The 23,036-nt window shown below is 48.8% G+C and carries 17 protein-coding genes and 1 pseudogene; all 18 read right to left on the bottom strand.

Annotated features, from left to right (window positions below; genetic code table 11):
- Window positions 1-254 precede the first annotated feature (254 nt).
- The 18 genes and pseudogenes from BLP63_RS06165 to BLP63_RS06085 all read right to left on the bottom strand — a co-directional run bounded on the left by BLP63_RS06165 (window position 255) and on the right by BLP63_RS06085 (window position 22,848).
- A complete protein-coding gene (locus BLP63_RS06165) occupies window positions 255-1,625 on the bottom strand; it encodes a GlmL-related ornithine degradation protein (protein ID WP_092590032.1) in 1,371 nt (456 codons plus the stop codon).
- A gap of 226 nt (window positions 1,626-1,851) precedes the next feature.
- Window positions 1,852-4,059, bottom strand: coding sequence for a D-ornithine 4,5-aminomutase subunit OraE (oraE, locus tag BLP63_RS06160; RefSeq protein WP_092590031.1), 2,208 nt, complete (start codon window positions 4,057-4,059; stop codon window positions 1,852-1,854).
- Window positions 4,059-4,436, bottom strand: a complete 378-nt coding sequence (locus BLP63_RS06155) for an ornithine aminomutase subunit alpha (protein ID WP_092590030.1) — start codon at window positions 4,434-4,436, stop codon at window positions 4,059-4,061. Before BLP63_RS06155 ends, oraE begins: the two co-directional genes overlap by 1 nt.
- Window positions 4,437-4,589: 153 nt before the next feature.
- A complete protein-coding gene (ortB, locus tag BLP63_RS06150; protein ID WP_092590029.1) occupies window positions 4,590-6,032 on the bottom strand; it encodes a 2-amino-4-oxopentanoate thiolase subunit OrtB in 1,443 nt (480 codons plus the stop codon).
- Window positions 6,025-6,333, bottom strand: a complete 309-nt coding sequence (ortA, locus tag BLP63_RS06145) for a 2-amino-4-oxopentanoate thiolase subunit OrtA (protein ID WP_092590028.1) — start codon at window positions 6,331-6,333, stop codon at window positions 6,025-6,027. The genes ortB and ortA overlap by 8 nt, the downstream gene beginning before the upstream one ends.
- A gap of 50 nt (window positions 6,334-6,383) precedes the next feature.
- Window positions 6,384-6,605 (bottom strand): hypothetical protein, encoded by a 222-nt coding sequence (locus tag BLP63_RS16670; protein WP_139159785.1) that lies wholly within the window; start codon window positions 6,603-6,605, stop codon window positions 6,384-6,386.
- 33 nt (window positions 6,606-6,638) lie between these two features.
- Window positions 6,639-7,688 (bottom strand): 2,4-diaminopentanoate dehydrogenase, encoded by a 1,050-nt coding sequence (gene ord, locus BLP63_RS06140; RefSeq protein ID WP_092590027.1) that lies wholly within the window; start codon window positions 7,686-7,688, stop codon window positions 6,639-6,641.
- 501 nt (window positions 7,689-8,189) lie between these two features.
- Window positions 8,190-9,671: a sigma-54 interaction domain-containing protein gene (locus BLP63_RS06135; RefSeq protein ID WP_139159784.1), complete on the bottom strand. Its 1,482-nt coding sequence runs from the start codon at window positions 9,669-9,671 to the stop codon at window positions 8,190-8,192.
- Between the two features lie 149 nt (window positions 9,672-9,820).
- A complete protein-coding gene (locus BLP63_RS06130; RefSeq protein ID WP_092590026.1) occupies window positions 9,821-11,053 on the bottom strand; it encodes a serine hydroxymethyltransferase in 1,233 nt (410 codons plus the stop codon).
- A pseudogene (locus BLP63_RS06125) lies at window positions 11,035-11,391 on the bottom strand (SoxR reducing system RseC family protein); the annotation flags it as partial. The gene BLP63_RS06130 and the pseudogene BLP63_RS06125, both read right to left, overlap by 19 nt.
- Before the next feature lie 213 nt (window positions 11,392-11,604).
- Entirely contained in the window at window positions 11,605-13,398 is a 1,794-nt protein-coding gene (aspS, locus tag BLP63_RS06120; RefSeq protein WP_408605863.1) for an aspartate--tRNA ligase, read from the bottom strand.
- A gap of 487 nt (window positions 13,399-13,885) precedes the next feature.
- Window positions 13,886-15,493, bottom strand: a complete 1,608-nt coding sequence (gene hemZ / locus BLP63_RS06115) for a coproporphyrinogen dehydrogenase HemZ (protein ID WP_092590023.1) — start codon at window positions 15,491-15,493, stop codon at window positions 13,886-13,888.
- Window positions 15,490-16,122 (bottom strand): MBL fold metallo-hydrolase, encoded by a 633-nt coding sequence (locus BLP63_RS06110; RefSeq protein WP_092590022.1) that lies wholly within the window; start codon window positions 16,120-16,122, stop codon window positions 15,490-15,492. The genes hemZ and BLP63_RS06110 overlap by 4 nt, the downstream gene beginning before the upstream one ends.
- Before the next feature lie 330 nt (window positions 16,123-16,452).
- Complete coding sequence (gene dtd / locus BLP63_RS06105) at window positions 16,453-16,902, bottom strand: D-aminoacyl-tRNA deacylase (protein WP_092590021.1); 450 nt, start codon at window positions 16,900-16,902, stop codon at window positions 16,453-16,455.
- Between the two features lie 131 nt (window positions 16,903-17,033).
- Window positions 17,034-19,229: a RelA/SpoT family protein gene (locus tag BLP63_RS06100; protein ID WP_092590020.1), complete on the bottom strand. Its 2,196-nt coding sequence runs from the start codon at window positions 19,227-19,229 to the stop codon at window positions 17,034-17,036.
- A 179-nt stretch (window positions 19,230-19,408) separates the two neighbouring features.
- On the bottom strand, window positions 19,409-19,921 hold the full coding sequence (locus BLP63_RS06095; protein ID WP_092590019.1) for an adenine phosphoribosyltransferase: 513 nt from the start codon (window positions 19,919-19,921) through the stop codon (window positions 19,409-19,411).
- Between the two features lie 105 nt (window positions 19,922-20,026).
- Window positions 20,027-22,318, bottom strand: coding sequence for a single-stranded-DNA-specific exonuclease RecJ (gene recJ / locus BLP63_RS06090; RefSeq protein ID WP_092590018.1), 2,292 nt, complete (start codon window positions 22,316-22,318; stop codon window positions 20,027-20,029).
- 107 nt (window positions 22,319-22,425) lie between these two features.
- A complete protein-coding gene (locus tag BLP63_RS06085; RefSeq protein WP_092590017.1) occupies window positions 22,426-22,848 on the bottom strand; it encodes a LapA family protein in 423 nt (140 codons plus the stop codon).
- Window positions 22,849-23,036: the final 188 nt, after the last annotated feature.

Genomic DNA, 23,036 nt, shown 5'->3' with positions numbered 1-23,036 from the left:
GGGGTCAGACCTCGAAAGAAATCAAATTATTTCAATCAAAGTCTGACCCTTTATCCGCAACGTAGTGTGATGATGGCTGGATTTGTCGCGAATCCTTTTACAGGGGGTCAGACCTTGATAGAAATCTATATATTTCAATCAAAGTCTGACCCTATACCCACGACGTAATGTGATGATGGCTGGATTTGTCGCGAATCCTATTTAACACGTGGGTCAGACCTTGAAGGAAATCAAAATACATCTAAAATCTGATGTTATATCAATTTCATACTTTTCTTTAAAAGCTTTAGTGCTGCTTCTGGATATTCTTTTGATAAAACACCAAGTGATGCCATAATATAATCATTATCTACCAGAATTTTTGCCTCAGGTGTTGGCAATAGTTTATTTCCTTTATTACTTTTAGCAACTTCCTGCATGATCTCCACTCGATTAGGAAGACGCGTTAAGGCACCACCCGTTCCAATAATATATTGGATGCTTGTAAGGTCCTTTCCTTCTGCCATGCGAGTTTTTCCTGATCCTCCAAATAGATCCCTAAAAGCACCTGCATGGCGATGCGCCGACTGAACAACTGCTTCTAATGTCAAACGTTCAACAAATTTGATCTGAAGAGCTGTTTTTGGTATTGGCGGATGAGTTTCAATTAATTTTTCAAGTGTTTCAGCATCAATTTGAAGATCCTGTATTAGTTTATCCCTGCCAATTTGCTCTACAATATTCAGCATATTGACATAAACACCCAGATCTCCTTCAACTGTTCTTTTTGCAGTAGGTTCAGGGTTGATGAGAATTCGGTTGATTTCTTCACTGCCATCTGTTACTGAATGGAGATCTGTAGTAGCACCACCAACATCAAATACAATGAGATCACCAAGCTCTTCTTTGAGTAACTTTGCTGCTTCCATTACAGCACCTGGTGTTGGGATAATTGGTCCATTAACCAAATCCCTTACATGGCTCATTCCAGGTGCATGAATTATGTGTTCTTCGAACACATCCTGAATGACTTTCCTGGTTGGTTCGACATTCAACACATCTATCTTAGGATACACGTTATCAACAAGATATAATAGACTTGACTTTTCGTTTTCCTCAAAAACTTCTTGGACATCATCATGGTTTTGTACGTTACCGGCATAAATGACGGGAACTTTTGTTTCCAGACCTGCAATCATTTCTGCATTGTGCATTGCAGTGTCTCTTTCACCATAATCAACTCCACCTGCTACTAAAATAATATTCGGCATTATGTTCTCTATATGTTTTAGATCGCTTCGTCGAAGTCTACCAGCTGTAACAAGGTGAATATTAGCACCCGCTCCTAATGCGGCTTCCCTGGCAGCTTTAGCCGTCATGTCATAAACAAGTCCATGCACTGTCATCTTTAATCCACCTGCTGCCGAGCTTGTGGCAAGCAGTTCATTGTAATCAATTGAATCAACGCCAAGATTCGAACGAAGATCGTCAATCGCATTGCTGAGGCCAATGTTGACATCACCATCAAGCACGGTTGTTGGCGCTTGTCCTTGTCCAACAAAAGTCGGATCTATACTTAAATTTGTAAATGCATTAACTACTGTAGTTGTACTTCCTATTTCTGCAACTAGCACATCAAACTTCATAATTATCCCGCCTTTACAACATTGGGGGTCAGACCCGCTTTTAACAAGTCACATAAACAGATTATAACCTATAGGCAATTTAAAGCCTACAACTATTTTTCAATTTTGTATTTTCATTATTAACAAAATTAACAGCGGGGGTCAGACCTGCGAAAACCAAAGCACCGTGTCCACACACCAGTACCGGCTGCCTGGGTCTGACCCCCGCTGTACTCATCTTAAATCCCTATTTCTGCTTCTCTTCCCTGCACTTCACAAGGAACGTCGCCAGGTGGACACCTTTCGTGCCACGGCCGAAGCCCTCGTCCATGCCGTTCTTACGCGCGATCTCTGGCGTAACCTGCGTGCCGCCTGCCGCGAGGCAAAGCTTGTCGCGCACGCCCTTCTCGATTGCGTACTCGTGGAGCTTCTTCATGTTCTTGTAGTGAATGTCGTCGTGTGAGATGATCGTTGACGCGAGGATGCCATCAGCGTTCAGCTCGATCGCCGCATCCACAAGCTTCTCGACCGGTACGGAAGTACCGAGGTACTCGACCTCTATGCCGTACTTCTCAATCCCACCGTGCTTGATGTCAATGATCTCGCGCATGCCAACAGAGTGCTCATCTTCGCCGACCGTTGCAGCGACAAGGAGCATCGGCTTTTCATCAACAATCGCACGGATTTCTTCATCTGTCAGGATCTCAGGCTCAGCAGGAATCTCCAGCTTATCGAGGTCGATCTCAAAGCCTACGACACCCTTGACCTGAACCCGTGTGCCTTCCGCTGGATGCATGATCTCAAGGTGGATGACCTCCACGTCTGTGAGGTTCATCTTCTTCGCGAATTCAATCGCCGCGAATTCTGCTTTGCGCTTGGAGGTTGGGAGGAAGAGGTCGATGGTCACGACACCATCGGCAAGCCATTGTACTTCAGGTTTGATGACATTGGTGTCATAATACTTCGCCACTTCTTCAATGCGCTTCTCAACGTTATCGTTCTCGTCGAGCTCGTTGATATAAACAATCTTGGAGCGATCTTCCAGCGTACACCCGTCAATCAGCTTCGCCGGATCCGCCGCAAACGCCTCGCCGTACTGAGCCACATTATTGTAGCCATAGTGCGCCGTAACCGGCGCCATGTAGTCGTCCTCGCGCTTGAACACCGCGCCTGCGCCCACGCCGCCGTCGATTTTGCGGGCAATGCCGTCACCGTTACGCTCAGGATATTTTGCCGAGTCAACGAAGAAGCCCTTTTCGACCGCCTCAAAATAGCCGCCAACCTCAAGGATTTCCTCCATGTAAAGCACCGCGCGCTCTTTCAGCTCACGAGCGGTCTCCCGCAGGAAGCCCTCTTTTTTAAGCTCGACCATTTCCATGAGCGCGTCCATGCCCACGAACGTCTGCTTCGCCGTATCGCACGCCTCAATGTTATACACGTGCCAAGGCACGTTTCTGCCCTCGTCCGGCGTGATCGTGGACTGGATGTCCGCGCTGGTGAGCTTGGAAATCATCATGTTGAGGACGTGTGTGACCGTCGCTTCCCTCGAGGAGGATGTGATGTACTTCGTGTTCATCTGGGCGCGCATCCTGTAGCCTTCGAAGAAGTCACGAAGCGCAACCGCGTATGGCAGGTCAAATTTAAGTGCAGGTGCAGGGCTTGCCGATGGTGGCACCGTCGACAAACAAATATTTTCCCGCTTCATCCCGACCTTTTCCGAATATTTTGAGTTGATTGCGTGCTGGACAATGAGCTCCGGCATGACTTTCCAGGCCTCGCGCGCCGTCGCATTGGCATTGTGGGCGCCGTCAATCTGGGCCATATCCGCCCACGCCATGAGTGCCTTGGACTCAGCGGCATCGATGAAGGAACGAACCATGTTGACGTTTCTGTAAAGGACGTTGTACTGCGGGTCCTGGTGGGCGCCGTTAACGCCTTCCTCGGCGAACATGACAGCAACATCCGGACCTGCGACGCCTGAAACGTAAGAATGGTAATTGATCGGTCTGCCAACTTCTTCCTCAATAATATCGAGGGCTTTTCTGTGGGCTCTGACTTGCTTTCTCGTAATTGGAATGCCGCCAATGCCCTGTGGGGAGCCTTCAATCAAGCCGTCAAAGTGGGACTGGCCAGCGGTTCTGATAACCATGATGTGGTCAGCGCCATGCCATGCTGCCATGCGCATGCGGCGGATGTCGTCCTCAAAACGGCCGGACGCGATCTCTGTGGTGATCGTGTTGAGGGGCTGGGGATCGAGGTTTCCAAAGTATTGAATGTCGCAAGGAATACCTATGCCGTTTTCGAGCGGCTCACTGCAGTCTGAGAATTCAAATGGTCCAAGCTTCAGGCCTGGTGCAGGCTTTCTCCAAGTCCAGCCGCGACGCTTTGGCGCGTAGCTTTCAAGGTCGCTGATAATGGCGCGGATATCAAGTTTGTCAGTGTATTGAGTCGTCATTATCGTTTACCCCCTTTAAAAATTGCTACAGCGTCGTCCCAGTACTTGCCTTCTACCAAGGCAAGGCCAGCTTCGCGTACAGAAACATTTTTTTCTTTGGCAATGCGGTAGACGACGTTGCCCGTACCATGGCCAATCAGGCCGCGGTCGATGGCGCCCTCAACAATCGGCTTAGCTTCGAGGCTGGAGAAGCCCATGCGAAGCAGTACAGATCTTTCGACAGAAGGCGTTGTATGTGTGCGTGCCAGCTCCAGAAGCGGATCAACCACCTTTTCTGTCAACTGCCAAAAATAATCCTTTAGTTGCTCGTCGCTCATGTTTTTTAGATGCTCGCGTCTTGCTTCGAAATCATCTGCTCTTCTTTCAGAACCTTTCATTTGAAACCTCCTCTTAATTTTGTGGGATTTTCGCGGGTCTGACCCCGTTTTGTGGAGCCAACACCATTTTTGCGGGTCTGACCCCGACAGTCTATTTTTTTAGGCCCGACCCCGTCAGATTTTTGGCGGGTCCGACCCCATTCACATTTTTTCCTAAAACAATTCCTTCAGTGCCGTCCGGACAAATGCCTCATCCGTCTTGGTCTCAGCCGCGAGGAACGCCACGTCAGCATCACTGACGCCTTCAAGCTTTTCAATTTTATTATTGGCAATCGCATTCTTGATCAAAGACTTACGAAGCTTTGTCATATCCATATCCACTGCCTTAATCATGCCAGGGTTCTCAGGAATTACAATCGTCTTCCCAGCGACCTCTGTCTTAGGCTCACCAAAAACAATCTCAATGCCGTTGTTCCGAGCAAAAGAAAGCTGCGACGCATGATGCTTGCCCGCGCCCGTGTACTCCGTCTCCTGAACCACAATAATTTGATCCTGATCCATCTCCTGAGCCAGCGAGAACGCTGCCGCAAGGGCCGTATTCCCCGCCGGACCACGCTCAAGACCTTCAATTTGCGCCATGGCTTCCGTGATGTAGAACACCTCGCCCTGATTGACCAGCAAATAACGGTCCATGTAGCGAAGCGGACGCGCTGCGGAACGCGGTACGTCAGAACGGTCCGGCCAGGTCGAGAACGGAACGCCAAAGCCCGTGTGCCCCGTTGTGAAGGATTTCTTGTTGAACATGGTGTCACTCGCCATGTGCAGCCCAGCAAGGTTGACACTCGCCGCTACGACCTTTGTATTGACCGCCCCAGCCTTAATCAGGCCCCGCGCCGTCCCCGTCAGGTTGCCGCCGCCAGCATTCGTGGCAATGACCACATCCGGGTCTTTGCCTACGCGCTCGCGCATCTGCATGATGAGCTCATAGCCAAGGGTTTCAACACCCGCAATACCGAATGGCGTATACAAAGAAGCGTTAAAGTAACCCGTTTCTTCCAGCAGTCTCAGGAACGTGTAAAACAGCTCCGGTCCAACGGAAAGCTGAACGACCTCAGCCCCATGGGCCTCGCACTTACGGGCCTTCTCGACGATCTCCGGCTGACCCACGCCTCTGGAATCGAAGCACTCCTGAACCACAATACACTTCAAGCCCTGCATAGCTGCCTGCGAAGCCACCGCCGCGCCATAGTTTCCGCTGGTCGCCGCAATGACGCCCTTGTAGCCAAGTCGCTTCGCGTGATAAACCGCCGTTGCTGCCCTGCGCTCTTTAAAGCTGCCAGACGGATTCCCTGCCTCATCCTTGACAAAAATCCTTGCACCCTTGCCCGGCGCCGCATACTTCCTGGCGAGCGCCGTTATATTTTTAAGTTCAAAAATCGGCGTATTCCCAACACTCGTTTGACTCTGGATCTTCTGAATCTCCTCGAGGGTATAGCCGGTTTCCTTCATCATTTTTTCGTAGTCAAACGCGATCGCGCCGCTCTCAAAATCCGCGTAGTCAATGCCGACCGCTTTTTTCATAATTTCATTGCGACGGCTCATGACCGCCTCATACGAATTGTCCACAATCGCTGGATTACTTACTGCATTACTCATTATCGTCACCTCCGAACAAAATGCTTCGAAGCTGGCATGAAATCACATGAAGCTCCGGCACATAATCCCCAAATGAATGGGAATAGGTCGGGAACACCTCGACCAGCTCACCGGAAACCTTCCTTCCAGTCAGCGTCACGACCTCAACCGTTTCGCCAATCTCCGCGTCGCTCTCCGCAATCCCCTTGACCCAAAGCTCAAGCGGCACGGCCTTCGTATCATCAGGCACCTGCGGCGCACGCTGCGCCGGCGTCAACACTGTATCGTGGACGCGCACCCAATCCCCTTTTTTCGCTGCCATAGTGAACACCATCCTTTTCATCTCAACCTCAGTGAACTGGAGATCCTCAACTATGCCCTGATCCCCAAAATTCTAAATTCAACACCAGTACATTTTTCTGCCGATGGTCCCCCATCCCCCCAACCCCCACCCCGCCAGCACTTCGAAAAAGCGGCTTGGTGATTTTTGGTGGATTTATGACCATCGGCGGAAAAAGTTACTGCACTGGCGCAGCCCACCAAAACACTGGCAGGCCCCCAGACGCAGTTTATATTCAAGATTTCTTTGCGCACTTCCAAGAACCGCCTTCGCGGCAGAAACGCTTACTACTTAATAAAATCTCTGAAATCGCCCATGATCGCGCGTGGCACTGGAAGGTCAATCATGGTTTGAAGGCCCGGCGCCGCGTTGATGACGTGAGGGATCATGTTGACGCACATAGCGTAAGTGCCAATGCCGCCCTCTACCTCAGGCGTGTTCGCCATGTTGATCGCCGGTGAGCCTTTGATGGTGATGTAGTCGCCCGTCTGAACGCCAACCATTTCAGGTTCAATTTGCTGTGGGTGATACATGAGGATTTTCGCTTCGCCATCGACATGGCCCTGGCCAGTCATGTTGACACCAGCAACGTCGCCAGCAGCTGCAAAGCCGTAAGGAGACTTTCTGTCCACTTGTGTAACGATTGGGCTCATTTGCTGCTCGAACTTGTCGACCTTCCAGCCAATCGCGTCAGCGATCATATGAATGGACTCTGAAAAGCCTACGTGACCAGCGAGTGTACCGTCCTGGAGGCCCTTATCGAAGGCTTCAACCGTGATGCCGACGCCTTGCTCATGCATAACGGCAGGACCAAATGGAGAAAGGCTGTTGACGCGCTTTGCGACAATGCTCTCAACATCTTCCATGCACCCTGTCATACAGACGACGAGAAGGTCCATCATAAGACCTGGGTTGATGCCTGTGCCGAGGATGGAAACGCCGTTTTCCTTAGCAATGCGGTCGAGCTCAGCTGCGAGCTCAGGGCTTTGCGCCTGCGGGTAAGCCATTTCTTCAGCAGTGGAGATGACGTTGATTTTCTTTTCGAGGCAAGCCTTGAGTCTTGGGAACGCCTCTTTTGTATAGGAATCAGTAGCCGTCATGATGACGTCGCAGCACTTTTCAGTGATCGTCGCGTCAAAATCATTGCTGATGATGACAGGCTTACGGTCGCCGCGCTCGACGCCCAGAACTTCGTACATGTCTTTGCCAACACGTGCTGCATTGCGGTCGACTACAGCGACGATCTCAATGCCTTTTTTCTTGAGAATCATTCTTGCCATACCGCTGCCCATTGCACCGAAGCCCCAGATTGCTACTTTAACATTTGCTCTTTCCATTATAATTGCCACCTCCGAAAATTTACCCAACGCTCGTGGGTCTTGCCAATTATATAAGCAAGCTTCGTGCCAAAAAGCTTATGTTATGTTAAAATTCGAGTCGATTTCCAAAAAACAAAAAATTTCTGCCGATGGTCCCTTCATCCCACACTCAACCGCCACACAATGAATCAAATTATGCAAAGCGCACTCAAAGCCTCATTATAACCACAATTAATGAAGGTAATGCTGCATTTTTTCACATTCCTTATTTCCCTTACCCGATTTTCTTGCCAATATTGAATATATAGTCAAAATTAATTGTTTTTTTATATTAAAATTCTCTAAAAAGAGCATAACTATTCATAATTTTCAGACATTAATGATATTTTTTGAGTATGTTATAATCAAATCATTTTAAACAACGAAAAAAGCAAAATATTTTGCGGTAATAGCGCAAAATATTTTGCTTTTTCTCTTGTAAGTCCCTGTCCCCCGCTGCGAAGCTCCGGAGGATTGGGACTATTCCACCATACGCTCTGATAATTGCTTCAATTTGTATTGTAAATTCTGCCTCGAAAGCCCCAAACTCTGCGCCGCCTTCGAAATATTCCCTTCAAAATGAACCATTGCAGCTTCGATTTCCCCATGCTCAATGCTTTTCAAATAATCGTTCAGGGTCTCGTCGCCACGCTGAAGAACTGCGCAGGTCCGACCCCCTGCATCTTCCTCGACAACATCCGAGGAGGTCTGACCCCCTGCATCTGTTTCTCGAACTTCCGCGCGGGTCTGACCCCGAAGAAGCTCCGCCACATGGGACGGCAAATGCTCTCGCCCAATGACATGCTCATCCGTCACCATATTCATGGCGGACTCAATAAAATTTTGCAGCTCCCGCACGTTGCCCGGCCACATGTAGTCCCGGAACCACTGAGCCACCTCACCGGAAAGCATCCACACATCTTTTCCAAGACTCTCATTATACTGTCGGATAAAATGATCCACCAGCAGCCCAATATCCTCCTGCCGTTCATAAAGCAGCGGCAGCTTAATATAAATGACATTCAACCGGTAAAACAAATCCTTCCTGAACTTGCCGGACTGCATCAGCTCAAATGGATCCTCATTCGTGGCCGCAATGATCCTGACGTTGATTTTAACGTCACTTTGACCACCCACCCTGCGGACATAGCTTTCCTGAAGTACCCGCAGCAGCTTGGCCTGCAGTTCCTCACTCATGGAGTTGATCTCGTCGAGAAAAAGCGTGCCGCCATTGGCTTGTTCGAAAAGCCCCGGCCGGTCCAGCGCCCCGGTAAAGCTCCCTTTGACCGAACCAAAGAGAATACTCTCCAGCAGTGTATCCGGGATTGCCGCGCAGTTCTGAGCTATAAACGGCTTGTCCCAGCGCACGCTGGCACTATGGATACTCTGGGCAAACAGCTCCTTGCCGGTTCCCGTGTCTCCGTGGATCAACACGCTGGAAGTCGTGTCCGCAGCCCTTCGGGCGATCCGAATCGCCTCCATAAATGACGGACTGCGCCCAATCAAATGATCAAAGGTAAAATGCGTGCGCACCTGAAACTTGTACTTTTCAGGATTTATCAGCTTAGCCTGAAGGTCGAGGATCTTTTCGGACATGTTTGTGACATCCGTAAAGTTTTTCGAAATCTCCACAGCCCCAATCATCTCTTCCCCATCGAAAATTGGAAAAGTCGTATTCACCGTGGTGATCCGCTTCCCCTTCAGGTTCAGATAGCTCTGCATCTTCTGCTGCACTGGTTTTCGGTGAGACATTGCCATCAGCAGCGTGCTGTTCTCTTGAGTCCAGTTCGGAAAAACCTCCAGCAAATGCCGCCCTATGACCGTTTCCGCTGACAACCCCTCAATTTTTTCCATAGCTTCGTTGTACGCCACGGTGACACCCTCACGGTTAACAATGTGAATGCCTTCCTCAATTTCCCGCAAAATATTTTGCGCTGCATAAATCAACAATTTTTGGTCCAAGGGTATTCCTCCCGACCAGAGTATTTATTCATGATCATAAACGACCAACCCGTCACCTAAAAATAGGTTTGCCGATGGTCCCATGTCCCACCCCGTTTCCTAAGGGCAGACCAAGAACCATCGGCAGTCTTATGCTTTAAAACTATTTACTACTCGTAAATTCTAAACTTCGCGCACAGTGCATTGACGTCGGCTGCAATTTCCTCATTGGATCTCTTGCCTTCGAGGTTATCTGCGATCAGCGTCGCGACTATTTTCATTTCAGCAGTGCCCATGCCCCTTGAAGTCACTGCCGCTGTACCAATACGAATACCGCTCGTGACAAACGGGCTCTCTGTCTCAAAAGGCACCGTGTTCTTATTGACCGTAATGTGAACTTCGCCGAGCATTTTCTCAGCAGCTTTGCCAGTAAGGCCCTTATTTCTGAGGTCGACGAGCATGAGATGGTTATCCGTGCCGCCGGAAACAAGCTTGAAGCCGCGCTCATTGAGACCTTCAGCGAGAGCTTGGCAGTTTTCGACCACTTTTTTCTGATAGTCTTTGAATTCGTCTGTCAAAGCTTCCTTAAAGCTGACAGCCTTTGCAGCGATCACATGCATCAAAGGGCCGCCCTGGATGCCAGGGAAGATAGCCTTATCAATTGCCTTTGCGTACTCCGCTTTACAGAGGATCGCGCCGCCGCGAGGGCCACGAAGGGTTTTGTGGGTCGTGGTAGTGACGAAATCAGCGTAATCGCAAGGATTCTCGTGGAGTCCAGCCGTAACGAGGCCAGCGATGTGCGCCATATCTACCATAAGGAGAGCGCCTACTTCATCTGCGATCTCTTTAAATTTCTTGAAATCTATCTTTCTTGGATAAGCACTTGCGCCAGCGACAATCATTTTAGGCTTGTGCTCAATCGCTTTTGCGCGGACTTCATCATAGTCAATAGTCTCAGTCTCTTTGCTGACACCATAGTCTACGAAGTTGAAATAGACGCCGGAAATATTGACCGGGGAACCGTGAGTCAAGTGACCACCATGGGAGAGGTTCATGCCAAGAACCGTGTCACCAGGCTTCAGCATGGCAAAATAGACACCGAGGTTGGCGTTTGCGCCAGAGTGCGGCTGTACGTTAGCGTGCTCTGCATTGAAGAGCTTCTTCAGGCGGTCAATAGCGAGGTTCTCGACGACGTCGACAAATTCACAGCCACCGTAGTAACGCTTTGCAGGATAACCTTCCGCGTACTTGTTCGTAAAGGCGCTGCCCATAGCCTCCATGACAGCTGTGCTGACGTTGTTCTCTGAAGCGATCAGCTCGAGACCCATTTCCTGACGTTTGTTTTCGTTTTGCAGTGCTTCAAAAACCTCATAATCTACATCTTTTAAGTTCGTATTGAGCATGTGTTCTCATCCTCCTCCAAAATTTTTGATATTTCCATTTCATATTTTCCGCCTTCTCGTCTCGCCTTGTCATTTCTGCGAATGATGAGAAAGGTAAGAACCATCAAACTTATACCCGCAATCGCGCTCAACACTTCAACATTTTTAAGTTGACTGAACACCAGCTGTACAAGACCGATCCCTGCGAATAAAGCGATCATTGGGATCACATAAACAATGAACGCTGCAGTTAAAACCTTTTCGTCCGCCAGTTCGATCTCCACCTTGGTGCCAACCTCAGCCCCAATGGGATTCATGACCTCCACTGACATCTCCATATTTTCCTCGCCCAACTGGCAAGCACCGCAGTCGCCTCAAGCCGCGTGCCTCGTCAGCTGCACCACGGCGCGCTCGCCGCCGGCCTCAACCACGATCCCATGTCTAATCATTTTTTCACCTCATCTGACCCCGTTAGAGCCATCTCCGTTTGTTGCATCACCATTTGAGGGAGGTCTCATTTAATGGAGGTCTGACCCCAACAAAACAACCTCACCCAAGCGAAAAAACACCAACTAAACTTCTGTCTCTTCTGCGACAACTGCCTCAGTCAGTTTCACCTGAACTGAAAGCTCTTCCAACTGATCCTCGTCCACCCAGGATGGCGCTTCTGACATCAAGCAGCTTGCGTTTTGGGTTTTAGGGAAAGCAATAACTTCACGAATATTGTCGCTGCCTGTAATCAGCATGACGAGCCTATCAAGACCAAAGGCTATACCGCCATGAGGTGGCGTACCATATTTAAACGCTTCGAGCAAGAAACCAAACTTTTCTTGTGCTTTTTCATCCGAGAAGCCAAGCGCCCTAAACATTTTTCTTTGGACCTCCGGCTTGTGAATCCGGATGCTTCCCCCGCCAATTTCAAAACCATTCAGGACAATATCATAGGCTTTTGCCCTGGCAGCACCAGGGTCTGACCCCAGCAGCTCAATATCCTCATCTCTTGGCGATGTAAATGGATGGTGCTTCGCGACAAAACGTCCAGTCTCCTCATCATACTCAAAGAGAGGGAAATCAGTGACCCAGAGGAAATTATATACGTCCTTAGGAATTAGATTCAATTTCTTCGCGACTTCTTGTCTCAAGGCTCCAAGACTGTCGAATACCACCTGAGGTTTATCCGCCACGAAGACCAAAATGTCCCCCATTTCACCCTGCATTTTTTCTAACAGAGCTGCCATTTGATCCTCGGTAAAAAACTTGGCAATTGGTGAATTGATACCTTCAGCGGTTAATCTGATCCAAGCAAGACCCTTAGCGCCATAAGTCTTGACGAACTCACCCAGCTTATCGATTTCTTTTCTGCTGATGTGATCAGACGCACCCTTTAAATTGATGCCTCGAACGTCACCCTCTTTTGAAACTGCGTCAGTAAATACTTTGAACCCGCAGTCCGCGACGATTTCATTTAAATAAACGAGCTCAAGTTCGTACCTCGTATCAGGCTTATCGCTGCCGTACCGGGTCATCGCTTCATCAAAGGACAGTCGAGGGAACGGCAACGCAGGTCTGACCCCCAAAGTCTCCTCAAAAACCTTCGCCAACATCCTTTCGTTGACCTCCATGACATCCTCCGGCTCGACGAAGGACATCTCAATATCAATTTGAGTAAACTCAGGCTGCCTGTCTGCCCTCAAATCCTCATCCCTGAAACATTTAGTGATCTGATAATACTTATCGAAGCCAGATACCATCAAAATTTGCTTGAACAGCTGTGGGGACTGCGGCAAAGCGTAAAACTTGCCAGGATTGACCCGGCTTGGCACCAAATAATCCCGTGCGCCTTCTGGCGTTGGTTTTGTAAGCATTGGCGTTTCAAAGTCAATAAAGCCTTCCTGCTCAAGAAAATTCCTGACGACTTGCGTCACCTTGCTTCTCAATCGAAGCTTCTGTTGCATCTTTGGTTTTCTAAGGTCGAGATATCGATATTTCAGTCTCAGCCGTTCACCAGCGTCGTCGTCATCCTGAACGTGAATCGGTGGAATCTCAGATTCATTAATGACAACCAATTGGTCAGCGAATACTTCAATTCTCCCCGTTGGAATCGTCGTGTTGATAGATTCTCTGAGTCGCACAACGCCCTCAACTTCAATAACGAATTCACCCCGCAAAGTTTCAGCCAAGTCAAACGCCTCTTGAGAGACAGCCGTATCAAAAACGATCTGCGCAATGCCTTCCCGGTCACGCAAATCCACGAAAATTAATCCGCCAAGATTTCGTTTCCTCTGGACCCAACCTTTTAGTACAACTCTCGAACCAATGTGCTCATCTCTCAGAACACCACAATAATGTGTGCGTTTCACAGCCATTCCCTCCATGTGTTATGATTTTTCTTATATTAGAGAAAAACAGCGCCTTGAACCTTGAAATAGTTTTAGTATTTGAAAAACATTTTAACTCATATTTCAATCTACTTCAAGATAAATTTTGCGGGTCTGACCCCGAAAGCTCAAGGCAGCTAACAAACCATTGTTACATTCTAACGAAAGCAAAAAAACAATAAAAAAAACAATAAAGCAGTCAAAAAAACTTCAGCAGCAACCCCCAAACACGCACCTTTTAAACCAAATAAAAAAACCCGTCACTAAGCAATGCTTAGGGACGAGTCTGAAATACCCGCGGTGCCACCCTAATTGGAATAATCCCTCTTAATTTCACTCAGGGCCAATATCACCGGTTGTCCTTCGCAAGACGCGCCATGGATCACCAGGCTCCCACCACCCCTGGTTCGCTGAAGATATAACGCCGCTACTACGTTCCGAGCCCCGACTATCAAGTTATGTTAATTATAGAGAATCACTCAAAGCGTGTCAACCACTCAATTTTATGATCTATCAACAGATCAATCCGGTTGATATAATCCTCAACACCCTTCGCGTTCGCGAGCCGCTCGACTCCGCCATCCAAACGGGACACCAGCTTCGTCACCGAACCTGCCCCAATAGCCACAATAGAATGCCGGTCCCCCATCATCCTGATATTGTAAAGGCACTTATGACCCGGCAGGGTCAGACCCACGTTTTCTAAATTCCCCACCATATTCTTCTGCCGGTAAAGGTAGTAGGCCTCATACCCCGCCTCGCCAAAGACCTCAAGCGCCGCCTCATACATAGCGTCCACCTGAAGCGCAGACGCCTCAAGCCCCCGTTCATATACACCCCGCTCCTCATTCAGCCGGGAGGCCCGCTTCACCGCCAAAGTATGCACCGTAATATTCTCAGGCCGCAGCGTCCTAATAGCCTCAGCAGTGTGCACCACGTCCTCGACCGCCTCCCCCGGCAGCCCCACAATCAAGTCCGCGTTGATCACCTCAAACCCAATCTCACGCGCCAGCTCAAACGCTTCGACCACTGCCCCGGCATCATGGCTGCGCCCAATCCGCCGCAGCGTCGCGTCCGACATGGTCTGCGGATTGATGCACACCCGGCTGACCCCATACCGCTTCATGTCCCGCAGCTTTTTCTCAGTAATTGTATCCGGCCGCCCCGCCTCGACAGTGTACTCCCGCAGCCCACCAGCCGCCGCGCTCAGCGGCTGCACCAGAAGCCTGTCCACCGCCCCCAGCAGCATCTCGAACTCAGACTCGTTTAAACTCGTCGGTGTCCCGCCCCCAATGTAAACGCAGTCTACCACACGCCCACTTTCCTCAAGGTATTTGCCGATGGTCCCTATCTCCCGCACCATCGCCTCCAAATACGCCGGGACCAAATGTCCCTTTTGCTTCATAGGATTCGACGGAAAGCTGCAATACAAACACCGGGTCGCACAAAATGGAATGCACAAATACACCGAAACCCGCTCATGCTCTCGTCTCAAAATCTCATTTTCATGCCCCGCCACCTTCATAGCCAGCTGAATCTTTTCCTCCGACACCCTATAATGCCTTTTCAAATAGTCGCGAATTTCCACAGAATCCTCAAATCCGGCATCCATCAAATCATGCACAAGCTTCACCGGCCTGATCCCCGTCAAAATTCCCCAGCTCGTCTTCACTTCAAACCGGCGACCCATCAAATCAAAAAATGCCGCCTTCACCATATTCTTTGCTAAATTCTTCCCAACAAAATCCTGATGCGCCTCAAAGCTTAACTGAACGACTTTTTCCTCTGTACTGTCCGCATCTGCAAATCGTCCTTCAATCCCTGCTTCATCCATTTTAAATACAAGGAAAACCGCGCGGGTCTGTCCCCCATCGTCATTCAAACATTCCACGCAGGTCTGACCCCCAACATCACCCCCACCATCCATTCCTTCAACCACCTCTGCCTCCAAAACAAACAGACCTGCGAGTACTCGCAGGTCTTGCAGGCAGCTGCTATGATCAAAGTTTGTCTTCAAGCCTTTAGAATCCTGAAAATCCAGTAAACCATCAAAACCCTCAAACTTTACAATAATCCGAATCAAGTCCAGCGCCCCCTCAAAAACGGGTTTCCAAACCGCTCTTTTCCGATCGTGCTCGCAGGCCCATGCCCCGGCAATACCACCAAATCATCAGATAGCGACAATAATTTATTGGCAATTGAGTCAATCAGCGTGTCATAATCCCCACCAGTCAAATCCGTTCGTCCTATCGACCCTGCAAAAAGAGTATCTCCTGTAATCACATAATCCCCAATAACAAAACAAACACCACCCAAAGAATGACCAGGTGTATGAATGACCTCAAACTTCAAATCCCCGGCTGTCAGTACGTCCCCATCCTCAAAGGTAAAATCCGGCTCAATTCCAACCGTTGGTCCCGTCATTTGGCTGGACAAATTAACAGACGCATTGGCAAGCATCTCAAGATCGCCCTTGTGAACTCCAAGTTTTACCGGATAATACTGTTTAAGCTCAGGCACCCCCATGATGTGGTCACCGTGGGCATGAGTCAACAGAATCATGACAGGCTCAATTCCATTTTCCTCTAAATAACCAGAAATTTTATCAACACTCCCGCCAGGATCCACAATAACCCCTTTTTGCGTCTCCTCTGACGAAATCACATAACAATTGGCTGCATAAACACCAGCTGGAATTCTTTCGATTTTCAAGACAACCCACTCCTCATCACTATAAAAGCTCAAGATAGTTCAAACAAATCCTAATAAATCCAAAAGGACCACTACATAAAATAAGCGCCAAAAGGCGCTTATCATTTTTGCACTCAGCTTATAATTTTAGAACTGCGGAACGCTTACGACCTATCGACACAATACAACATTCATCCGTCATAAGTCATTGGTCAAAAGACACTCATCCACATATTCCATCCCTCAGCAGCCGTGCAGCCCTGAAATTTTTATACCCAACTGTCACCAAGGTGCATCATATTTCAATAAAAATCAATAATTTAATCCTGCTAAATCGCTTAAATCCAGCCATTAAAACAACTTATGACTGTCCAGCAGAATTGTTACCGGCCCATCATTTAGGATATCCACCATCATATGCGCCTGAAACTGACCCGTCTCCACTTTGACCCCAAGCGACGCAATCCGCTCGACCAGCGTCTCATACATGGCATTAGCCTTCTCAGGCCGCGCCGCGTCTGTAAATCCTGGACGGCGACCCTTCCTGGCATCCCCAAGCAGCGTAAACTGAGAGACAACAAGCAGCTCCCCGCCCACGTCCATCAGCGACAGATTCATCTTCCCATCCGGATCTTCAAAAATCCGCAAATTCGGAATCTTGTCCACCATATAATCCAGGTCTTTTTCCGTATCTTTATCTTCAACACCCAAAAGCACCATCAGGCCATGACCAATCTCACCAGTCACCCTGTCATCCACTGTAACAGACGACCGCCTGACGCGCTGAATCACTGCGCGCATAATAAACCTCCGCAAACTATATTTACCACAATATTTCTATTAACAGCCGTGAATCACTAAAAATTGAAGCCACAGTGCTGTGTGGTCAGCTATTCAACTGATCCAGCCAAGCTCCGCCAAACCAGCCCCGCCTAAGACGTCACCCGCTTGACCTCAATGATCTCCGGCATATTCTGAATCTTCTTGATCAGCTTCACCAGCTGCTCCGAATCATTAATCTCCACCTGCAGGTTGATGATCGCCATGTTGTTCTTCGTCAGCTTGGCGTTGACGCCCGTTACAATGAGATTAAACTCCGAAATCAGCACCGTAATCTCCCCGAGCAGCCCCTTGCGGTCCGGCGCAATAATCTGAATCTCAGACGCGTACGCCACCTGTTTTCCGCGGTTGTCCCAGGACACTTCAATAAACCGGTTGTTCGCGTCCTCCGTCTTCTCGAAATTCGTACAGTCCGCCCGGTGAATCGTCACACCCCGCCCGCGGGTGATGTATCCAATAATGTCGTCCCCCGGCACCGGGTTGCAGCACTTCGCGAAACGCACCAAAATGTCGTCGTACCCCTCCAAAATGATCCCTGTTGCCGATGGTTTCGACTTCCGCTCCTTGCCTTCATGAATCTCACTCGATACATGTCCACCTGCCGGAATATCAGTCGGCATAGCCGGTACCTTCACCGTCGCCTTATATTTCTCCCGCAGCTTCGGCACAATCTGGTTCAGCATGATCCCGCCATAACCCAGCGCCGCATACATATCATCCACAGAATGCAGACTCAGCCGCGAAAGGATAGGCTCCAGCCACTCATTCTTCATGAGCTCCTTCACCTGAAGACCATTGCGCTTCACCTCGCGCTCAAACATCTCACGACCCTTGTCAATGTTCTCCTCGCGCCGTTCCTTCTTAAACCACTGCTTGATTTTATTTTTCGCTTGAGTGCTCACCACGAACTTCAGCCAGTCCCGACTTGGCCCCTGAGAAGCATTCGACGTCAGGATCTCAACAATCTGACCGTTCGCAAGCTTATAGTTCAGCGGCACAATCCGACCGCTGACCTTCGCTCCCACACACTTATTCCCGACCGCGGAGTGAATCTTGTAAGCAAAGTCCACCGGGGTCGAACCCACAGGCAGTTCAATGACCTCGCCATTTGGCGTGAACACGAAAACCTGGTTCGTGAACAAATCAATCTTCAGAGATTCCATGAATTCCCGCGGATCGTTCAAGTCCCGCTGCCACTCCATCATCTGGCGCAGCCAGGCGAGCCGCTTCTCCATGTCATCCTGAGTTGCGTTCTCAATACCTTCTTTATACTTCCAGTGGGCCGCAATACCAAATTCCGCGATCCGGTGCATCTCAGCGGTCCGGATCTGAATCTCAAAAGGCTCCCCTTGTGACCCAATCACAGTCGTATGCAGGGACTGGTACATATTCGGCTTAGGCATGGCAATATAATCCTTGAAACGCCCGGGAATAGGCTTCCAAAGATTGTGAACGATCCCCAGCACCCCATAACAGTCCTTGATGGAATCCACCAAGACCCTGATAGCTGTAAGATCGTATATTTCTTCAAAGTTTTTATTCTGATAAATCATTTTCTTGTAAATGCTATAAAAATTCTTAGGCCGCCCAACGATCTCGCAGTCGATCTGCACTTCCTTCAGCGCCTCACGAATGTCCTTGATGACACTGTTGATATAACTCTCCCGCTCCTCACGCTTACGATTGACCTTCGTCACCAGATCATAATACCCTTCCGGATCCAGGTACAAGAAGCTCAGATCTTCCAGCTCCCATTTCAAACGGGAAATACCAAGCCTGTGCGCTATTGGCGCATAAATCTCCAGCGTCTCCTGAGCCTTCTCACGCTTTTTGGAATCCGTCATATACTTCAGCGTCCGCATGTTGTGCAGCCGGTCCGCCAGCTTGATCAAGATGACCCGGATGTCCTTAGCCATAGCCAGAAACATCTTTCTAAGATTTTCCGCCTGGGCCTCCTCCTTGGTCTCGTACTGAATCTGACCGAGCTTTGTCACCCCGTCCACCAGAAGTGCCACCTGACGTCCGAACTCCTTTTCAAGCTCCCCGAACGTATAACGCGTGTCCTCAATGACGTCGTGAAGCAGCCCCGCAATAATGGTGTCCTCGTCGAGCTCCAGCTCCGCGAGAATAAGCGAGACCTGGACCGGGTGCGTAAAATAAGACTCCCCCGACTTCCTGAATTGCCCGCTATGGGCAGATTCCCCAAACTGATACGCTTTGATGATGCGATCCATGTTGAGGTAAGGATTAAATTGTTCCAGCTTCATGATAAAACTTTCCAGGCTCATCTCGCTCACCACACCCTCTGTGCCATGCTAATTCCGTCCGTTGACACAAGTTCATAAAAATTTGCCCATAGTTCCAGTTCACAAATCCCGCGTTCGAAAAAGGCCCGCAAAAATAACCTTCCTGCGGGCTCCAGGGACAACGTCTCGCGTTTAGACCCTGAGGTTCTTAAATTCTGAAATTAATAATACACCAGGGATTCCGCCCTGCATCCGCCAAGCTTCTCCCTGCCGTTCAAAAACGACAACTCTATAAGGAAAACGCAGCCGACCACTTCAGCGCCAAATTCTTCGACCATCCGTATAATCGACTCCACCGTACCTCCTGTAGCCAGCAAGTCATCCGCAATCAACACCCGTGCACCAGGCTTGATCGCGTCCTTGTGAATTTCAAGCACATCTGTGCCATATTCCAGCTCATACTCAAAGCGATAAGTTTCATAAGGCAGCTTCCCCGGTTTCCTGACTGGAACAAACGCCTTTCTCGCCGCATAAGCGATAGGTGCGCCAATCAGAAACCCCCTGGCTTCAGGTCCGAGCACGACGTCAAACTCAACGTCCTCAACGGATGCCAGCATCTTATCAATCGCGTAAGCGTAGGCCTCTCCATCCGCAAGCAGCGTCGTGACATCCTTAAAACTGATGCCTTCTTTTGGGAAATCCTGAATTTCTCTGATCTTGCCTTTCAGGTCCATGAGAATCCTCCTGAGTTACGATAAAATTAGACTATATTAGTTTATCAAAATTTCGACAAATGTCAAAGTCTTTGTATAGTCGAAGCCATTATTCATAGAATTCAATCACTTTACCCATGACATAAGGGCTGAAAATAGAGGTGATGCCGTTAAATCCACCTTTCCGGAAACCTCACAAATCTGATACGTTTCCTGACCGGTTTTACGTATCAGACCTGCGGATTCCAAAATCCTGAGAGCCAGGATTGTCGGAAGCGTTTTAGGTGTCTCAAGAGCTTCTCCACTGCGAATAGCCAGATAAAGGCGCTTAAGCTGATCCCTGTTAGGCACTAAACCAGAGGCCTCCGACTTCAGCGCATACCCTTCCGGATCGAGACAAATTCCACCCTCTGGCTCCGTCAGAGGACACAAGTGGAGTTCTCCAGCCCCTGAAGACCGCCCAGCCATCTCATCAAGCCATCTGTGGCAATAAGATAACCATCCCTGCAGCGAATAAGCAAAAAAACAATGTCCCTCTTGCACCCTATCCGTCCCAACCGACACCTTTTTATCAAGCAGGTCCGACCCCATCTGTTCGTTTCGGGTTCTAACCGGCACCTTCTGAAATCTGTACGCCTTGTGAATGATCGTCTCAGCCTTCAACTGATTGAATGCCTGAACATCCTCAGCCTCGAAAAACATCAAGGGTTCATGAATTCGAATATCCCTGGTATCAAACTGAATCGATTTGACACCTCTGAATTCATTTTCCTCCACTGTGACAAGAGCGTCGAAACGCATTTTTGTCTTAAGGGGTTCAAAAATCTCTGAATTTCTAAAATTAACTAAATCAAAGTTTCGAAGCCCATCTGACGCCACCACTTTGAGATAAGTCTTTACCCTCCCAATCGTCATGACCTTCTCCGTCATGAGATTATTCACCCGAAACAAAGGTTTGGGATTCCCTATACCAAAAGGTTCCAGTTTCTTAAGAAGCTCTGTCAGTTCAAAGCGGATCGCCTCTTTTCCGAGTGTTGCCTCGACGCGGTATAAAGGTTTAAAATCCTCAGAGGTCAATCGCAGTCCGGCATATAGGTTTAGCTTCGCCTCAAGCTCCGGCAGCGCCACAGCTTCAAGCGTCATGCCTGCAGCTTGCTCATGTCCTCCAAATTTACTGAACAGTTCACCGACACTCTGCAGTGCCTCAAACAAGTTAAACCCTTCAATACTGCGTCCACTTCCCTTGGCGATTCCATTCTCAACGCCAAAGACAATGACGGGTCTGTGGTAACGTTCAACAATCCTGGACGCTACAATTCCAATAACACCACCGTGCCAGCCTTCACCACTGACCACCAGAAACGGCGGCAATGGCTGCTCCACATTCGACGGATCGCGTTTCAACTCGACCTGCTCAAGCGCTGCTTCAACAATCTCTCTCTCGATTGCCTGACGCTGCTCATTCATCTCCACCAGCTGCTTTGAAATATCTGCCGCCTCAAGCGGATCCAGAGTTGTCAGCAGCCTGACGCCCAGCATAGCATCTGAGATCCGTCCAGCAGCATTCAGCTTAGGTGCCAAGATAAATCCAATATGGCCTGCAGTTATCTTTTTTCCTGTCATTTCTGTAGCTTCGATCAAAGCCCTGAGCCCAACCTGTACGGTATCTGACATGGTCGAAAGTCCATGATGAACAATAATACGATTCTCGCCAAGAAGAGGCGCCACATCCGCGACGGTACCAAACGCGGCGAGCTCCAAAAGCTCCGTTTTAACCGCTTCAAACCGTTCTTCCAGCAGCGCCTCTGCCACACGAAGCGCAATCCCTGCTCCCGCCAAATGTTTGTAGCCATAAATGCATCCAGGCTGCTTGGGATTTAAGATTGCAAACGCCCCCGGCAGCACCGCGTGTGGCTCATGATGATCCGTAATGATGAGATCCACATCATTTGCCCTACAAATATCTGCCTCCACAGTAGAAGTAATCCCACAATCCACGGTGATAATGACATTGGCCCCATCATCGATCAAAGCCTTAATCGCCTCAGCATTCAGACCGTAACCTTCATCATGACGATCCGGTATGTAATATACCACAGGATAATCCATCTCCCTGAATGCTCTCACCAAAATTGAAATACTCGTCATGCCGTCTACATCATAATCCCCGTAAACAACAATCTTCTCCCCATCCGCCATAGCCTTCTTAACCCTATGAACAGCGGGGGTCAGACCCAGCATTTTCTCCGGCGCCTCCAAATCCCCAAAATCAGGATTCAAAAAAGCTGTCTTCTCAGAAAGCTTTACACCTCTGGCAATCAACAGTTCATCCGTTAAAAGCTCCAAATCAACAAGATCTTGTGAAGCCGTCCCTATTCCATTTTGCTTCGAAATCCAGCGTGCTTTATTAGACAGCATTTTATCGTTCCTTTTTACTCAATTTTTTTCTCTTAAGAACCAAGCAGGTCTGACCCCATTCATTTCATCCATCAAGGTCTGACCCCGTTCATTTCTCCATTAGCTTTCTATTCAGGTCTGACCCCGTCAACTTCTTCAGCAGGCATTTCAACTTCTGGTGTCTCAGTAACGACAGGCTCAACAACCGGCGCCGATGGTTCCACAACCGCCGGCACTGCCTGTTCCTCCGCTGCCGCTGAAGCTTCTTCTTCGAACATGGCTATGCGCTCTTTCATAGCAGCAATTTCCATTTCGCTTTGCTTTAATTTTTTGTTCAAATCCTTCACTTTAAGGGAGGTCTTAACTTTGTTGACCAAATTCATCATATAAACGGAGATCGCACCAAGGATTGCTGCAATTAAAATAACCAAAGCCTGAGAAATTTGGAACTTTTGAAAAAGCAAATTGATCGTGACGACTTCACCATTTAAGATTGCGAAAACTGCGACAAGAACTGCAAAAACGAGTGCGACGATAAAAGTAGATTGCATGATAAGTTCCTCCTTTTGATCCTCGATTGACTATCGCCGGTCTTCTATGCCTATTTACATAAAGCGCCAGATAGCCTATTAATCATATTATACCTTCAATCCATCCAATCAGGACACCAATTTCCATTTTATCTTCAAAAAACTTGAAACTGTTAAAAAATAGAAATATCCATTCAGTCGCGATACAG

The organism is Acidaminobacter hydrogenoformans DSM 2784, from assembly GCF_900103005.1.
In the GTDB taxonomy this organism is placed as follows: domain Bacteria; phylum Bacillota; class Clostridia; order Peptostreptococcales; family Acidaminobacteraceae; genus Acidaminobacter; species Acidaminobacter hydrogenoformans.
This window is presented reverse-complemented; position numbering and strand designations above follow the sequence as displayed.

Coding starts and splice junctions, on each gene's coding strand:
- BLP63_RS06165 (WP_092590032.1), bottom strand. CDS start 1,625: ATGAAGTTTGATGTGCTAGTTGCAGAAATAGGAAGTACAACTACAGTA.
- oraE (WP_092590031.1), bottom strand. CDS start 4,059: ATGACGACTCAATACACTGACAAACTTGATATCCGCGCCATTATCAGC.
- BLP63_RS06155 (WP_092590030.1), bottom strand. CDS start 4,436: ATGAAAGGTTCTGAAAGAAGAGCAGATGATTTCGAAGCAAGACGCGAG.
- ortB (WP_092590029.1), bottom strand. CDS start 6,032: ATGAGTAATGCAGTAAGTAATCCAGCGATTGTGGACAATTCGTATGAG.
- ortA (WP_092590028.1), bottom strand. CDS start 6,333: ATGGCAGCGAAAAAAGGGGATTGGGTGCGCGTCCACGATACAGTGTTG.
- ord (WP_092590027.1), bottom strand. CDS start 7,688: ATGGAAAGAGCAAATGTTAAAGTAGCAATCTGGGGCTTCGGTGCAATG.
- BLP63_RS06130 (WP_092590026.1), bottom strand. CDS start 11,053: ATGCTCAATACGAACTTAAAAGATGTAGATTATGAGGTTTTTGAAGCA.
- aspS (WP_408605863.1), bottom strand. CDS start 13,398: ATGGCTGTGAAACGCACACATTATTGTGGTGTTCTGAGAGATGAGCAC.
- dtd (WP_092590021.1), bottom strand. CDS start 16,902: ATGCGCGCAGTGATTCAGCGCGTCAGGCGGTCGTCTGTTACAGTGGAT.
- BLP63_RS06100 (WP_092590020.1), bottom strand. CDS start 19,229: ATGAGCCTGGAAAGTTTTATCATGAAGCTGGAACAATTTAATCCTTAC.
- BLP63_RS06095 (WP_092590019.1), bottom strand. CDS start 19,921: ATGGACCTGAAAGGCAAGATCAGAGAAATTCAGGATTTCCCAAAAGAA.
- recJ (WP_092590018.1), bottom strand. CDS start 22,318: ATGCTGTCTAATAAAGCACGCTGGATTTCGAAGCAAAATGGAATAGGG.
- BLP63_RS06085 (WP_092590017.1), bottom strand. CDS start 22,848: ATGCAATCTACTTTTATCGTCGCACTCGTTTTTGCAGTTCTTGTCGCA.